We start from the raw sequence: 15,899 nt of genomic DNA on the forward strand, positions 1-15,899 counted from the left end.
TTATAATGTTGTTATGATATATTAAACTGATCTGCAACTACTACACCACCATTATCGCTTGATATATAAGCGCTTTCTACTACCGCCATTGTTTTTACCACATCTTCCACGCTGGTAGGCAATATATCCGTCTCTCCATTTTTATAGCGTATCAAACTGCTCATAGTGCCAATAAATGCGTCCGGAAACCAGGAACCATCCAGCTTGACCTCAACCCATTCCAAATCTTTACCCTCTTCAACTATACAATATTCAAATTTATCCGGTACCCCATGCGGATAATCCATCAACAAGCCCATACGGGCTTTAATGGCACCTTTGGTACCTTCCCATTTAATAAAACTTTCCTGATTATGCGAACCAAAGGAATGATCATGATTGGTATTGATCACGGCGTGCATGGTATCGCCATAATCAAATAAAATGGTGGATCGGGATGACGACAGCGTTTTAGCCGGGTGTTTTAATGTTTTAGCCATCACTGTAAGCGGGTCGCCCAAAAAGGAGCGAATGAGGTCGATGTAGTGAATACTATGATACTGTATCTCCAGCCTTGGATGAATGATCACATGGGGGAATAACTCCCAAGGCGTTTGCAGTGTCACCCGCACCTCCATATCATACAATTCGCCTATAAAACCCTGCTCAATTAAATACCGGGCAGCACTCACAAAGGGTGCAAAACGCAGCTGGCAATTAATAGCGGCAACCAGTTTTTTACGTCGGCAAACGGCCAATATTTCCTGGGTTTGCCAAAAGTAATCGCCCATAGGCTTTTGTATGAGCACGCCCGCCCCATCGGGCAACTTGTTTAATATCTCCACAAACTGATTTGGCATAATCGTGATATCGTAAACCGTGTCAGGTGCAGAATTAGCTACAGCTTCTTCAACACTATCAAACACGTTTGGTATATTCCAATCAGCAGCCAGTTTTTCGGCTTTTGGGCGTGTACGGTTGGTAATACCGGCAACTTCAAAACCTGCCTTTTGATAAGCTGGCAAATGCGCGTCGCCAACAATACCGCCCGCTCCAATAATTACAATAGGCACGGGCTTTAATGGCAATATAGGTTTATAAGGTATCAGCATAATTGGGCGTTACTTTATCAATGGTATTTATTTTTTGTTGAGCAGCAGCCAGTAATTGTTCGGTAGGGATATTGGTATTAATAGCCTGTAAAACAACCTCATCAATAACAGTTGCTATTTTTTCCCAGTTTGTTTTTTGCGGCAGTGAACGTGCGTTTTGATGCAATTGCTCCAATTTATTGTAATATGGAATCAGGGTGTTCACTTCGTTGTCGGTCCAGGTAGATACGCGGCAACCTATGCCACCTTCCATAGTTAACAGTCTATCATTCTTTTTATTGATAGCATAACGAATAAAATCATAAGCTATATCTTTATGCTGACTGCCAGAGCCAATGGTGTACAACCAGTAAACATTTAGTGATGCTGTTTTATTCCCTTCGATGCAAGGGATGTGTGCAATATCAACCATCCCTTTTACTTTTGATTCAGATATCACTTCACACATGGAGGCGAAGCCAAACCAATTGATCATCATGGCTGCTTCTCCCCTGGCAAAAGCCATTCCCGCTTTTACCGATTCGTATTGCATGGTATCAGGATGAATCACTGTTTTATCACGCAACATATCACGATAAAAGTTAAGTCCGTCAACTGCGGCTGTGGTATCTATATTTACTTTCCCGTTCTTATCAGTTAGTTCGCCGCCGCGGGTCCATAGTTGTAAACAAAAGTCAAATACGGTATTATGCCCATCGGGTAAGCCTGCAAAAACTGTCCCATAAAGATTATCATCCGGGCGGTAAAAAAACCGTGCTATGTTTTTAAAATCATCCCAGGTTTGAGGCGCTGCTAAAGGTTTACCAAATTGTTCCTGATATTTTTGTTGCTCCTCCTGATCATCAAAAAGATCCTTGCGGTAAATGAGGCATTCGGGGCCATCATGAAAAGGGAGCCCCACAATTGATGCCCCAAATTGCTGCATCTCCAATAACGATGCGCTCCATCCATCAGGAAAATCTTCCGGAGCTTTTTGGGCGATGTAGGGTCGCACGTCTTCTACCGCACCGCTGCTCCACGCTTCCAAAAGCCAGTCGGTAACCAAATGTGCAATATCCCAGTCGCCGTTTTTCAAGCCTTGTTTCCCTAATATTGCCTCATGCAGATCATCCAGATCCATTGGAACCATTTCTGCTATCAACTCACAACCAAAATCAGCACAATAACTATCCCATAGCTTTTGCAAAGCATTTTCAAACGGGCCGAACTTACGAACAGCTATTTTTATTGTATTAATATTAGCCATGGTGCTCATTTAATAATTGGTTTATGATAGCATCATTGTCTTCGCCCAATTTTGGCGAGCCTTTTGATGATTTCAATAGTTCGCTATCAATAGTGATTGGGCTGCGTGTAGTGATGTATTTATAACCATCGCTCATTTGTACTTCCTGCAGCATATCCAATACTTTAAAGCCGTCTTGCTTCATGAGTTCCTCCCAATTGAGGACTTCAGCACACCAAATGTCGGCCTTTAGCAAAATATCCAGCCAATATTCAGTAGCTTGAGATAACAGATGTTTTGCAAGTATTGCCTTGATCTCATCCCGCTTATGAAAAGCCTCTGCCACATCAGTATAAACAAGCAAAGCGTCACAACCTAATAAAGTACCTAACTGTGGGATAGAACCCATTGCCAAGGCCATATAACTATTAGCAGTTTGATATATTCCGTAAGGAGCACCTAAATAAGCGTGTGCGTTATTTCGCTCTGATCGTTCAGGAAGTTTGCCATCATAATAATAAGTGGTGATGGCCTCAAACTGAAAATCCATTGCCGATTCAAGCATACTTACCTGAACCAAAGCACCTTCACCATTAATACTTTTACGCACCAGACATGCTAAAATACCCTGCGCTAAATGATTACCGGCCAGCATATCAATAATAGATAAGCCCATAGGTACCGGGCCGCCCGCGTTACCGCTTAACCAAGTTAAGCCGGTAAGTGATTGTAACAGCAGATCCTGCCCAGGTTTATCTTTCCAGGGGCCAGTATCGCCATAACCGGATATTTCACCGTAGACTATTGATGGGTTTATTTGTTTTACGCATTGATAATCAAATCCCAGCCGTTCCATTACACCCGGCCTGAAATTGTGCATTACTACGTCTGCCTGCTTTATCAGGTTCCATATTTGCTCTCTATCGGTCTCGTTCTTGATATCAGCAGCAAAACTCTCCTTATTACGGTTAATAGCATGAAATACCGATGATTCGCCGTTCATGATCACATTGGAAGTATACAGATGCCGGCAGATATCACCGGTTCCGGGCTTTTCTATTTTAATCACACGCGCACCCATATCGGCCAGTTTTAAGCTGGCCGAAGGCCCGGACAAAAACTGGCTGAAATCCACAATAAGATAATCATCAAGCGGCTTCATATTAAATGATATTGTTGATTAATAATTTCTGTTTGCGCACCTGGCCTCGGGGCGGCTACAGGCGAATATAGCCGTTCGCCATTAATACGAATGGGGCAACGCGTTGTGCTTAGGCTATTGCCATCGGGTAAAATAACTTCTTGCGTGATGCCTTGTGAGAGATAACCTTCATGCTGTAAAACCTCGGCATACGTTAATACCTCTGCGCACCAGATACCTTCAGCTTCTAATATTGCAAGCCATTGATTGGTTGTTTTACTTTTAATTTGTGCACCCAACAAAAGCATTATTTCATCTCTTTTATCAAACCATGATGTTTTATCAGGGTACGCAGACAAATCACAAATTAAAGCCTCTCCTATTTTTTGCAGATCCCCCATAGCTAAAGACAAGTAACTATCGGCCGTTTCATATATTCCGTAAGGGGCACTTAAGTAAGGGTGGCCGTTGCCCTCTATAGCACTGCGTTGTGGTAGTTTACCGCCATCGTTCAAATAGGTGGTGATTACTTCAAACTGCATATCGAGTACCGATTCCAGCAGGCTCACTTCAACCAATACACTTTTATTGGTTTTGGCGCGCTTAATTAATGCAGCCAATATTCCCTGCACAAAGTGGGCGCCGCATATCATATCAGCAGTGGCTAAACCAAATGGAACCGGCCCATTATCTTTAGAACCAGACAGATACGCTAAACCGGATAGAGATTGGATCAGCAGATCTTGCCCTGGCCTTAATGCCCAGGGACCTTTACTGCCATAGCCTGTTACTATTCCATAAATGATGCGTGGATTAATTACTTTTACAGACTCATAATCCAATCCTATTTTCTCCATTACACCCGGACGAAAGTTATGCGTAAGCACATCCGCTTGTGCAATAAGCTTTTTTACCCGCTCCAAATCTGCGGCATCTTTCAGATCAGCAGCATAAGATTCTTTATTACGGTTGATGGTATGAAAAACCAAACTATCGCCATTAACGAACAAGTTGCGGATAGCAATTTGCCGACCCGCTTCCCCCTTAACCGGGCGTTCTATTTTAATAACGCGCGCGCCAAGATCGGCCAATCTTAAACCGGCAGTTGGCGCTGCCATAAATTGGGCAAATTCCAACACTAATAAGCCTTCTAACGGTTTCATAAGGCTTGTACTTTTTGTTTTGATTGCTGGTATAAATTATTCAACTCATCTAAAACCTGTAATTCATTGCCGCCATTCATCAAATAATTTCTAACTATATCGCCGGCGTGATCCTGGAAAAACATATGCCCAAAGTAACGCGGGCGCAAATACGCTCTTTGCAATGCAGGTAAAGTATTACTGAAATAATTGTGCGTTTTGGTATTATTTTCGGCATTTGTCCAGGCACTTAAATGACCTGGCTGACCACCATTATCAATATATAAACCCTGTTGACATGCTGCTGAGGCTACATATTCAGCATATCGCATGGCCACATTTATATGCTGGCAAGCGGCCGAAACAGCTAAGCCAGTACCTCCAAGTGAACTGCGTAGATTCGTTGATCCACCTAAGGTGATCATATCATGAAAATGAAGCAGCCTGCGTGCATAACCATTGCGCGAATAATTGGAGTAACCATAAGCAAAGGGACAATAAGCTATATCATCACCCTGTGTCATAGCCTCATAGGTTTGAATAGGATTACGATCAAAGCAAGCTTTATCGATATGTAAAGCCAATTTCCGATATAGTTGCAGTGCTTTTGTGCCTGTGGCTTCACTGATTACTTTGTCTTCCTGTTGGCAGGGATCTTCATTAAGAGAACAGCAAAAAGTATAAAAAGTCATCAACGCATCTATAGGAATGGCCGGGAAAGCAATAAGGCCTTTTTGGGCCAATATCAAAAGATCGGCGTAAGTTTTAGGTAATGATAAACCATGCTTTTGAAACAGATCCGGTCGACTGGAAGCTACAGGTGTAGCCGCATCAATAGCAAGTGCCCAAAGGTGCCCGTTATAGGCATAACTTTCATAGGAGTGCCCAACAGTATTGCTTTGCTGATCATCCAGATACGCTTTTGACAGGTATTTATCAAAGGGTAGTATGGAATTTGTTTTTGCTGCAAAACCCGCCCAGGGATGATCAATTACCAACAGATCGTAACGATCAGCCAATTGCTGTATTGAAAGATCTGCAAATTGTTGCAATGAACGTTTTTCCCAGGTTATGGTTACATTCGGATTCAATTCAGCAAACCTTTGCGCGGTAGCTACCATCGGCACAAAGCCGCGGCTGTGGTTCCAGGTTATTCCTTTTAATATAATATTTTGGGTCATAAATTGGTATCATCTAACCCTATTTAAATGGTTTAAACAATTTTGCAGGAAAAATCATTTGTTACAACCAGTGCAAGCACTGAACAATTGGTTAGCGATCAAAAGCAAATTTATTGGTAATGACCTATCATGTGCTGTATAATTTATGCAAGCCATTGTACGATATTAGCATAGGCTTAAATTTGATTAATCAGCTATCTAATGATTTCGGGGAGGAAATATTAAGCTTTTGCAGACAGTGTAAAAAAACAACTATCCCCTACCAAATATGGCAGAGGATAGTCATTTACTGTTATAAATAATTATTCCGGGGAGTAAGAAAATTAATTATAGTTAGGATTTTGAACTAACACTCCACCACTTTTATCAATTTCTATTTGTGGTAACGGCCAGCGGTAAAATTTATCTTCAAAGTGATAATTAATCACACTGGTTTTAACGGCATTAAGAACCGGACCTGCTATATGCCATCTGAGCAGGTCATAATGACGTAAGCCTTCAAAAGCAAGTTCAATGCGGCGCTCATGGCGTATGCGCTCACGCATTTGGTCTTTGGTATAACCTGCAGGATAAGGAGGCATATTTACGCGAGCTCTAAGATCTGTCATTGCTTTATACACTGTAGCATCCGGCCCTGCAATTTCGTTTTGTGCTTCTGCATACATCAGCATAACCTCTCCCAAACGTAAAATTACAGCATCCTGCTGACTCAAGGTCGAGAAGCCATATGGCATATTATTAGGTTCCAGGAATTTGATAGTTCCGTAACCGGTTGGTCTAAGGTTTCCCGGATGGTAAACCTTTCCAGGACCAAAATACACAGAATCTGCATATACGGTTTTAGCCAATCGTGAATCGCGATTTTTAAACTGATTTTTGGTATCGGTAAGGGGCGATGTTCCGTATGGCAACCCATCTGTACATTCAAACGCATCAACCATATTTTGCAGAGGTGCACAGGCATCATACTCACCATAATATAAATCCCATTGAGTAGTATTATTAGGAGCTAAAAAATTGATAGAGAAGATAATTTCCGTATTATTTTTTTGTGTAGCATCCCTGAAAATATCTTCAAAATTAGCGCTCAACTTATACTGGCCCATAATGTCAAGACATAAATCACGAACCTGTGTCAGCATAGCCAGATCGGGTGTTCCGTTGTTACCAAAAGCGGCAAACATTAATACTCTTGCTTTTAAAGCCTTTGCCGATGAAGCCGCCGCATGCCCACCATTTGCATAGTACGCTGCAGTATTCAAATTGGCTATGCTGTAATCCAAATCGGTAGTAATTTGGGTTAGTATCTGAGCGGCTGGCACTTTAGGTTGTTTTTGATTACTCAGATCAAGAGGTTTTAGCACCAGGGGCACATCTCCATAAATACTATATAGCTGAAAATAAAAGAAAGCACGGATAAATCTTACTTCACCTTCATATACTTTACGTTGAGCATCACCTATATCACTGTTCTTATAGTTTGTCAGATTTTGCAAAAATGAATTTATCCGGGCAATACCTTTATAACTATCATTATAAATAGCAGTTACATATCCCCCTGTTGTTGGATTAAAGTTACCTTGTACAAAATCCTTAGAATTACCCGAATTAAATTGATTATAGCCGTTATCGGTAAAGCAATCTCTAAAGCCTATACCTACCGCAAACTCTTCGGGCTGTAACGTAGCATAAATTGCAGCCAGCGCCTCGTCAAAGTCAGCCTTTGATTTATAGAAGGTTGAAGTGGCTATCTGATCCGGAGGGTTAAGATCAAGCGTTTTTTTGCATGCCCCTAAAAACAGCGACATGATCAATATAGTGGTTGTTATAATACGATTTTTCATGTGGTCTAATTAAAAAGAAACATTTACACCAAAAGAGTATATTTTATTTTGCGGATATTGTACTAAATCTCCGCTGCCATAACGTTCAGGGTCAAGTCCTTTGAATTTAGTTATGGTGAATAAATTATCGCCGGCAAAATAAACCCTCAACCTGTTGATACCTATTTTTTTAGTGACTTGCGCCGGTATAGTGTAACCAAGCACTAAGTTTTTAAGCCTTAAATAGGAAGCATCCTGCAGGAAGAAAGTAGATGCACGATTAATTTTATCAGGTGCTCCCTGTCCAAAATAAATACGGGGCATAGTGGTTGATGGATGCTCCGGGGTCCAGGCATTTAGCCAATCTTTAGTTGGCGAAGCACCTTGAACAAATGGCAGTACTCCCCAACCAGATACATATGATTTAACTCCGTAAACACCCTGGAACATAGCCGAAAAATCAAAACCTTTAAAGCTTGCACCAAGGTTAAATGAATAATTCAGTTTAGGGTAAACTCCACTGATAATAGTACGGTCATTTTGATCAACTTTACCATCGCCATTAACATCTTTATATTTTAAGTCGCCTGGCAAAGTTGAATCAGAAAACTGCTTTGGCGAATTAGCTACCTCTTCTGCAGATTGGAAAATGCCAACCACTTGCAGCATATAAAAAGAATTCCAGGGCTGTCCATTTTGATTAATGGTATTATTGCCAATTTCCTGCTGGCCAAATTTTACCAGTTTATTACGATTATGATCAAGATTTACACCAAGGTTGTAAGCAAAGCCATCTAAAGCACCATCGCGTACAACATTGTTGTATGACAAGCCAAGCTCAATACCACGGTTGTTCATTATACCATCATTAATAATGGGAGAACCTAAACCTACAACACCTGTAACCTGGGCATATCTTAAAATATCAGACGTTGTTTTATTATACCAATCAGCTGTTAAATTAAAGTTGTTGAAAATGGTTAAATCTAAACCAATATCAGTCATTGTGGTCGTTTCCCATTTAATGATCGGATTGTTTAGATTTACCTGTGCCACACCTGTAGTAAGGTTTGAATTATCAAAAGAGTAGCTATCTGTAATATTTAGTAAGGCTTGATAAGGGTAATTGCCGATATTTTGATTACCTAATTGTCCCCATGATCCCCTAAGCTTAAAGTTATTCAGCCATTTTAAATTCATGGCTTTTACAAATGGTTCTTCTGTGGCTCTCCAACCCGTTGAAAAAGATGGGAATACCCCCCATTTGTTTTTACCGTCAAATTTTGAGCTACCGTCATCACGAATGTTAGCTTCTAACAGGTAACGGCCTTTATAATCATAGTTTAAACGACCAAAGTATGACATTAAGGCCCATTGGTTAGATGTACCATTAGCATTTTGAATATCTGAACCACCCGCGTTTAGTTCCTGCAAATCAAATACAGGGAAGTTTTTACGATATCCTTGTAAATACTGATACTTACTTTGCTCAATGCTGTAACCAAATTGCGCTTTAAAATTATGTCCATGAAAATCATGAGCGTAGTTTAAGTAGCTAAATAAATTGGTATAAACAGTTTGTTGGTCCTGTTCGTATAAACCCAAGCCAAGGTCCACCGTATTTTGAAACTGATTAGTCTTGAAGTTATATTCATCAAAAGATCCTCTAAAATCCTTATACTTATCCATGTTAAAGTTTACGGCACCTTTGGTATACCATGAAAAATCCTTATTGAATTGAACCTCAAACCATCCTTGCGCGTTTACAGCATAGTCATTTGTAATCCGTTGAAAGTTTGAATTCAAAACAGCTACCGGATTTTTATTGTTGTACTCAAAGTCATAAGCTTTATAAGTATAACGTCCGCTGCCGTCAGCCAAATAAGGGCTGTAAGTAGGTGCCTGTGACATGGCCGAAAGAAAAAGATCCATTGATGAACCATCCCACTGGCTTGGTGAAGAAGGCGGCCCCGCTACAGCATCCCTTGTACCAGATTTTAACAATACGTTAGTACCAAATTTAATATGATCATTAATTTTTGAAGTTAAATTGATACGCGCATTATATCGCTTATAATCAAACCCTCTTTCAATACCATCTTGATTAATATAACCTAATGATACGTTGTAGGTTGTTTTTTCATTTCCACCGCTAATTGTTAAATTATGATTTTGAGTAGGCGCGGTTCTGAATATCAAGCTTAACCAATCGGTATTGGGATAATGAAGCTTATCTGTACTGTTACGATAAAGATCAATCTGATCCTGCGGGTAAAGTGAAGAAGGATCTGTAGTACCATTATTGATACGTGCCTGATTAAACAACTCCATATACTGTGCTGAGTTGGTTACCAGATCAAACATTTTAGTAGCGCTATGGATCCCTACATTGCCATCATAAGTTACAGACATTTGCCCGGCTTTACCTTGTTTGGTAGTAACCAATACAACGCCATTAGCAGCCCTTGAACCATATATTGATGCAGAAGCCGCGTCTTTCAGTATAGATACATTTTCTATATCTGTAGGGTTTAGATCGCTAAAGTTGCCCGGAACTCCGTCAATCAATACTAGTGGGTCTGAACCCGCGCCGCTGAATGTGCTGTTACCACGGATACGGATAGATACACTCTCGTTACCTGGTTCACCTGATCCGGTATTTACCTGAACACCAGATGCTAACCCCTCCAGCATAGATGCAGGATTTACTACCGGGCGTTTGTTTAGTGACTCTCCGGTAACTGATGATACCGCGCCGGTAAGGTTTACCTTTTTCTGAGTACCATAACCCACTACCACAATCTCATTCAGGGCAGAGGTTTGTTCTTTAAGCACTACATCAACCTGGGTTTGGTTGCCAACGGCAATCTCTTGAGAGTTAAAGCCTACAAAACTGAACACCAATACCGAATTGTTATCATTTACAGATATTTTGTATTTGCCGTTTATATCAGTTTGAGCACCGGTATTGGAGCCCTTTATTTTTACGGTAACACCTGGTAATGGTAAGCCCTTTTGATCTTTAACCGAACCTGTGATCACAATATCCTGGCGGATTTGAGCCGTACGCGGTGTAACTACTATAGTGTTGTTATTCAGCACATAAGTAAAAGGTTGGTCCTTAAAGCACTGTTTCAGTACCTCTTCCAGATCAGTGTTTTGCAGATGCACATTTACAGGCACTGCCTTTTTCAGCATTTTGGCATTGTAAAAAACACTGAAACCGCTTTGCAAGTGAATTTCCTGAAGGGTTTCGGTCAGGGATGCGTTGCTTTTGTCAAGACTGATCTTTTGTGCGAAGGACGTTGCAGCACTAACCTGCAATATGGAAGCCAAACACAAAAAGAATGACAGTTTCATAATCAGAACTAATTTAGGTGCAATGCAGGGCAATTCCCTGCATCTTATTGCAGCAGATTTTTTATACATTTGAATGTTAGGTTAAATAATTGGTTGTGAGAAATATGATCATTATTTGAATACCTGACAGCTGTTCAAAGCTTTATACCAGGGGCGGTGCGAACGCTCCTGGTTATAAACAAACAGGTAAACATTATTATCAGTAAGGAAAGTTTACTTCATAATGATTACCCTCCTTCCTTCTATCCTATAGTGAATGGAGCGGGTAAGCACCATTACATCCAGCAACTCATTTATATTTTTGTATTTGGATATAGTACCCCCAAATTCATTGGTTTTAACATCCTCGTCACGATACTCTATGTCAACATCGTACCAACGAGCCACTTGTTTCATAACTTCAGTAATATTCAGATCACGGAATATGAAAAGACCATTTTTCCAGGCCATTGTTTGTTGAATGTCGGCTAAGCTAACTTTTATTCCCGCCCCATTAGACACCGCTACACCTTGCTGGCCCGGCAGCAGTTTTACCATTGTATTGTTACTACTCATCTGTACAGATCCCTCAAGCAGTGTTGTAGTCAGCGCATTATTGTCAGCATAAGCATTTACATTGAAATGAGTACCTAAAACCTGTACTCTGGTATCGTTGGCCTGTACAATAAATGGATGAATCTTATCTTTAGCCACTTCAAAGTAGGCTTCGCCGGTTAATTCTACCAAACGCTCCTTACCTGTAAACACCTGTGGAAATTTAATGGATGAAGCCGCGTTAAGCCAAACTTTTGTACCATCAGCCAATATAACCTGATATTGTCCCCCTCTGGGTGTGGTGATGGTATTAAACTCGGGTTTTACATCAGCTTGGTTGTTACTGCTTAAACCGGCAATTTGGTATACCAGCATGCCACTGCTGGTTTTACTTACTTTAACGCCGGATTGTGTTGCCACTTTTCCGTTTTTTGCATCATTCAATATAATTTGAGAACCATCGGCCAAAGTAAGATAGGCCTTATTACCGCCCGGTACTATTGACTTTTTACCATTATTTGCTGTCAAATTAACATTACCAGTTTCTTGATTTTTTTTACCATGTGTAAAAAACAACCAGGCAAGTGATGTTACCAATAAAATCGCGGCTACCTGCAGCCATCTGTTTCTGATAACTTTGGCCTTTCTGATAGGCACTACCTTGCGGCTATCATTTAAATGCTGCCATATACGGGTACGCACATCATCCTGCATTACCTCGTCATCATCCCACCCCTCATCAGCTAACTTCATTTCATCGCGGTATGCTTCCAGTTGCTCTTTTTCAGCTGGCGTGCATTGTCCGCTCATGTATTTTTCATACAAAGCCAGGAATTCCTCTTTGGTTATCATTAGCTTATAATTGGTGGTTTATATACTGTTAGTGTAAATTTTAAATAGGCACACACATCAAATTTTATTTTTTTTTCAGTTTGCGATTAATTATGGAATTTTTTAGCTGGCTTTTCCTAATTTTATCCAACCAGTTATATGTACAATACCCCAATTAATGACCCAGAGCTATGGCTTGCCATCCGCAGTGATGATGAGCAGGCTTTTGCAGCGCTTTTTGAGCGTTACTGGCTAAGGTTGTATAAAACTGCTTTGAGGTACTTGAAAGATCGTGAAGCCAGCGAAGAAGCCGTGCACGACGTGTTCCTGAACATCTGGAACCGGAGACATGAACTTGATATTCAATCATTTCCTAATTTTTTACTTACAGCAATCCGGTATCAGGTTTATAACCGGCTGCGGGCTGTAAAAGCGCCAATTGTATTGGATATCGCGAGTTCAGATATCAACGAATGGCTTGATCATAACAATGGCGAAAGCCGAATTAAAGACCAGGAATTGCTCCGCGAATTAACACGTTACCTTGAACAACTACCAAAGCGTTGCCAGGAAATATTTTACATGAGCCGGATAGATCATTTATCTAATCAGGAGATAGCCGGCCAATTGGGCATTTCAAAACGAACAGTCGAAAATCAGATTACTATGGCATTGAAGCACTTAAGAGGTTGTTTCAAATACATTCCCTTCATCATTTATTGCGGAATATTTTTTTGAGGGTATTTAATGAGTAGTAGAGCTTCTTCTTATCCTGTTTGATATAGGTCTATCTAAGCAAAAAAAGAATAGATAATAAAATAAAAGAGGCTATACTTTTATAAGCAACGCGTAAATGTTTTAACGCCACTGTTAATTGATTTTCTACCGTTTTCTTAGAGATACCTAAACGCTCAGCGATATCCTGATTAGATAAATGCTCTATCCGGCTTAGATTGAATATTTCGTGACAACGCTTTGGTAATTGATCTAAAAGCTGATCTAATTCTCTTTGTAATTCAAGATCCCGGATACGTATGCCGCCTGAATTTAATTCGGACAAATGATCAGATTCATATAAATCGGCTTTGTAAACCAATGAAAGTTTAGGTGATTTGGAACGGCTGTGAATCTGGTATCTGATCGCTGTAAGTAAAAAATTAGGAAATAACTCAATTTCCAAATGCTTTCTTCGTGTCCATATACTTAAAAAAACATCGTGAACAACTTCTAAACTCGAGTCCTCATCATTGAGCTGGCGAAAAGCGGCTTTATATAGCCTGGCCCAATACCTGTTAAACAGCACATCAAAAGCCAATCCGTCATCATTACGAATGTCTTTCCATAAATCGGAATCGCTCTTGAGGGCCCTGAACATATAATTGGTTTTATAAAAGTAGAAAAAAGTAATTATATGTCAACTCAACATTAAAAAAATTAAAAAAATCACAGATGTATAGGTGTGACTTATGCAAATGCATACTATATAAGTATAAGCCCATTAGTAAATCCTAATAAAACACTGTAATGATTACCAAAGAGGAGTTTCTTTTTCTTTATAAAAAAAACTTAGCAGGTGAATGCACGCCTGAAGAAATACGATTATTGGAATCATATGAGGATGATATTGTAATGCCGGATGATCATTGGGATGCAGATTTGGGTGATAAGAAACGACTTCATGGTTTGCTTAAAGCGAAGCTAAGTAACAGCATTCCGGATAAGTCAGTTTCAAAACCTTCCAGAAAATATCTGTGGTTGAAGGTGGCAGCTTCTGCTTTGCTTGTTTTAACAACAGGTATATTACTTTGGAGATCACAGCAACACGCGCCAAAAAAATCCAATTATATAACCACTTCTAACAAAAAGATAATTCCTGGTGGCAACAAAGCCTACTTAACAATGGCAAATGGTTCTGTTATTACACTTAACGGCTTAAAAAACGGTGTATTGGCCAAACAAACGGGTGTACAGATCAATAAAGTAAAAGACGGGGTGTTGGAATATAATAAGGCACCTGGTCAAAATTCAGGTACATCTGAATTAGCCTATAATATGATGAATACACCACGCGGTGGGCAGTATCAACTGGTACTGGCAGACGGTACAAAGGTTTGGCTAAACTCCGCGTCCTCATTAAAATATCCTACCGCTTTTTATGGTAAGGAGCGAAAAGTTGAACTCTCTGGTGAAGCTTATTTTGAAGTAGCCAAAAATCCATCCAAACCGTTTACCGTGAGTGTAAATGGCATGGTAGTGCAAGTATTAGGCACCCATTTTAATGTTATGGCTTATAATGATGAGAAGGAAATTAAAACCACTTTATTGGAAGGTGCTGTCAAATTATTTAACAAAGATCAGCAAGCACTTTTGAAACCCGGCCAACAAGGTACTTTCAACCAACAGCAAACTGCATTTAATGTTAAAAATGTAGATGTGGATGATGCCGTAGCCTGGAAGAATGGATTTTTTGCCTTTAACAATGAGGATATTCAAACCATTATGAAACGAATTTCCAGGTGGTATGATGTTGATGTGGTATTCTCTGAAAAGTTTAAGAGCAAAAACTTTGGAGGGACAGTATCCAGATTTAATGATGTTTCACAGGTATTGCATTCCCTTGAATTAACCGGCTCTGTTCATTTTAAAACAGAAGGAAGGAGGATAACCGTGATGCCATAATTACCTATTAAAACATCATGTTATCTTAAAAAGAACCGACCAGGGGAAGTCGAGCGCCCCCGGTCAGTATGCCTAATGGCTTTTAAGGTAATATAACCAATCGTTACGAACAACCAATTATTAATTAACCTCAAATCAAATGTATAAAATTATAAATGCATTTCTATGCATGCGGAATTCCCGTGTCTTTTTTAAATCGCTGCTGATCATGAAACTCATTTTCATACTACTGACTGCTTCTATTTTACAGGTTAGCGCTGCAACCTACGGTCAGCAGATTAATCTAAACGTTAAGGAAGTATCATTACAACAAGTTTTTAAGCAACTCAGAAAACAAAGTGGCTACAATTTTTTGTATGACAGCGATATGCTGAACAACGCCAGGTCTGTAAGTTTTTCACTTAAAAACGCTTCTTTAGATGATGCGCTAAAAGCTTGCTTTGAAGGTCAGCCATTGACATACATTATTGATCAAAACACGGTTATAGTCAGGCCCAGGCCAGCGCCGGCTACAGCTCCTGCACAAGATGTTACCGTAACTGGTAGAGTGGTTGACGAAAAAGGGCTCGCGGTACCTGGGGTAAGTGTAAAAATAAAAGGAACCAATACCGGAGCTGTAACCAATTTAAACGGAGCCTATTCCGTTAAACTGCCTACCGGTAAAGAGACCCTGGTATTTAGTTTTATTGGTTACGCTACGCAGGAGATAGCTGTTGGTGGACGCACCCAACTAAACGTAACCTTAACCGAAATGCAATCAGCCCTGAATGAAGTTGTGGTTGTTGGTTACGGCACGCAGAAAAGAGCCGATGTGAACGGCGCTATATCATCTGTTGGAGTAAGTAAGTTAAAAGATCAACCAGTTACCAATTTACAGGGAGCGTTAGAAGGT

12 protein-coding genes are annotated in these 15,899 nt (G+C 40.2%); 3 read left to right on the plus strand and 9 right to left on the minus strand.

Features of this window, described 5'->3' with window-relative positions; genetic code table 11:
• Positions 1-11: 11 nt before the first annotated feature.
• From AAGC65_RS07615 to AAGC65_RS07650, 8 genes are all read right to left on the minus strand, one after another.
• Complete coding sequence (locus AAGC65_RS07615) at positions 12-1,091, minus strand: Gfo/Idh/MocA family oxidoreductase (protein WP_343111833.1); 1,080 nt, start codon at positions 1,089-1,091, stop codon at positions 12-14.
• Positions 1,075-2,337, minus strand: a complete 1,263-nt coding sequence (locus tag AAGC65_RS07620) for an extracellular solute-binding protein (RefSeq protein WP_343111834.1) — start codon at positions 2,335-2,337, stop codon at positions 1,075-1,077. Before AAGC65_RS07620 ends, AAGC65_RS07615 begins: the two co-directional genes overlap by 17 nt.
• Positions 2,330-3,478, minus strand: coding sequence for a CaiB/BaiF CoA-transferase family protein (locus AAGC65_RS07625; RefSeq protein ID WP_343111835.1), 1,149 nt, complete (start codon positions 3,476-3,478; stop codon positions 2,330-2,332). Before AAGC65_RS07625 ends, AAGC65_RS07620 begins: the two co-directional genes overlap by 8 nt.
• A complete protein-coding gene (locus AAGC65_RS07630) occupies positions 3,475-4,620 on the minus strand; it encodes a CaiB/BaiF CoA-transferase family protein (RefSeq protein ID WP_343111836.1) in 1,146 nt (381 codons plus the stop codon). The genes AAGC65_RS07625 and AAGC65_RS07630 overlap by 4 nt, the downstream gene beginning before the upstream one ends.
• Entirely contained in the window at positions 4,617-5,780 is a 1,164-nt protein-coding gene (locus AAGC65_RS07635; protein ID WP_343111837.1) for an extracellular solute-binding protein, read from the minus strand. Before AAGC65_RS07635 ends, AAGC65_RS07630 begins: the two co-directional genes overlap by 4 nt.
• Positions 5,781-6,103: 323 nt before the next feature.
• Positions 6,104-7,624 (minus strand): RagB/SusD family nutrient uptake outer membrane protein, encoded by a 1,521-nt coding sequence (locus AAGC65_RS07640; RefSeq protein WP_343111838.1) that lies wholly within the window; start codon positions 7,622-7,624, stop codon positions 6,104-6,106.
• A gap of 9 nt (positions 7,625-7,633) precedes the next feature.
• Entirely contained in the window at positions 7,634-10,963 is a 3,330-nt protein-coding gene (locus tag AAGC65_RS07645) for a TonB-dependent receptor (protein ID WP_343111839.1), read from the minus strand.
• Positions 10,964-11,176: 213 nt separating this feature from the next.
• Positions 11,177-12,349 carry a FecR domain-containing protein gene (locus AAGC65_RS07650; protein ID WP_343111840.1) on the minus strand — a complete coding sequence of 391 codons (1,173 nt, stop codon included), beginning with the start codon at positions 12,347-12,349 and terminating at the stop codon, positions 11,177-11,179.
• Positions 12,350-12,487: 138 nt separating this feature from the next.
• Here AAGC65_RS07650 and AAGC65_RS07655 point away from each other — a divergent pair, with 138 nt between their 5' ends.
• Positions 12,488-13,066 (plus strand): RNA polymerase sigma-70 factor, encoded by a 579-nt coding sequence (locus tag AAGC65_RS07655; protein ID WP_343111841.1) that lies wholly within the window; start codon positions 12,488-12,490, stop codon positions 13,064-13,066.
• A gap of 49 nt (positions 13,067-13,115) precedes the next feature.
• On the opposite strand, the gene AAGC65_RS07660 is transcribed toward AAGC65_RS07655, so the two are convergent.
• Complete coding sequence (locus AAGC65_RS07660) at positions 13,116-13,703, minus strand: sigma-70 family RNA polymerase sigma factor (protein WP_343111842.1); 588 nt, start codon at positions 13,701-13,703, stop codon at positions 13,116-13,118.
• A gap of 149 nt (positions 13,704-13,852) precedes the next feature.
• Between AAGC65_RS07660 and AAGC65_RS07665 the strand changes: the two genes are divergently transcribed.
• Positions 13,853-15,007, plus strand: coding sequence for a FecR family protein (locus tag AAGC65_RS07665; protein ID WP_343111843.1), 1,155 nt, complete (start codon positions 13,853-13,855; stop codon positions 15,005-15,007).
• A gap of 208 nt (positions 15,008-15,215) precedes the next feature.
• The coding region (locus AAGC65_RS07670; protein ID WP_343111844.1) for a carboxypeptidase-like regulatory domain-containing protein at positions 15,216-15,899 on the plus strand (684 nt) is incomplete at its 3' end.

The organism is Mucilaginibacter sp. (genome assembly GCF_039207105.1).
Lineage (GTDB): Bacteria > Bacteroidota > Bacteroidia > Sphingobacteriales > Sphingobacteriaceae > Mucilaginibacter.

What these genes read in the sequence shown, in the direction of transcription:
- AAGC65_RS07650 (WP_343111840.1), bottom strand. Translation starts at nt 12,349, where the DNA reads ATGATAACCAAAGAGGAATTCCTGGCTTTGTATGAAAAATACATGAGC.
- AAGC65_RS07665 (WP_343111843.1), top strand. Translation starts at nt 13,853, where the DNA reads ATGATTACCAAAGAGGAGTTTCTTTTTCTTTATAAAAAAAACTTAGCA.
- AAGC65_RS07640 (WP_343111838.1), bottom strand. Translation starts at nt 7,624, where the DNA reads ATGAAAAATCGTATTATAACAACCACTATATTGATCATGTCGCTGTTT.
- AAGC65_RS07635 (WP_343111837.1), bottom strand. Translation starts at nt 5,780, where the DNA reads ATGACCCAAAATATTATATTAAAAGGAATAACCTGGAACCACAGCCGC.
- AAGC65_RS07655 (WP_343111841.1), top strand. Translation starts at nt 12,488, where the DNA reads ATGTACAATACCCCAATTAATGACCCAGAGCTATGGCTTGCCATCCGC.
- AAGC65_RS07615 (WP_343111833.1), bottom strand. Translation starts at nt 1,091, where the DNA reads ATGCTGATACCTTATAAACCTATATTGCCATTAAAGCCCGTGCCTATT.
- AAGC65_RS07660 (WP_343111842.1), bottom strand. Translation starts at nt 13,703, where the DNA reads ATGTTCAGGGCCCTCAAGAGCGATTCCGATTTATGGAAAGACATTCGT.
- AAGC65_RS07645 (WP_343111839.1), bottom strand. Translation starts at nt 10,963, where the DNA reads ATGAAACTGTCATTCTTTTTGTGTTTGGCTTCCATATTGCAGGTTAGT.
- AAGC65_RS07630 (WP_343111836.1), bottom strand. Translation starts at nt 4,620, where the DNA reads ATGAAACCGTTAGAAGGCTTATTAGTGTTGGAATTTGCCCAATTTATG.
- AAGC65_RS07620 (WP_343111834.1), bottom strand. Translation starts at nt 2,337, where the DNA reads ATGGCTAATATTAATACAATAAAAATAGCTGTTCGTAAGTTCGGCCCG.
- AAGC65_RS07625 (WP_343111835.1), bottom strand. Translation starts at nt 3,478, where the DNA reads ATGAAGCCGCTTGATGATTATCTTATTGTGGATTTCAGCCAGTTTTTG.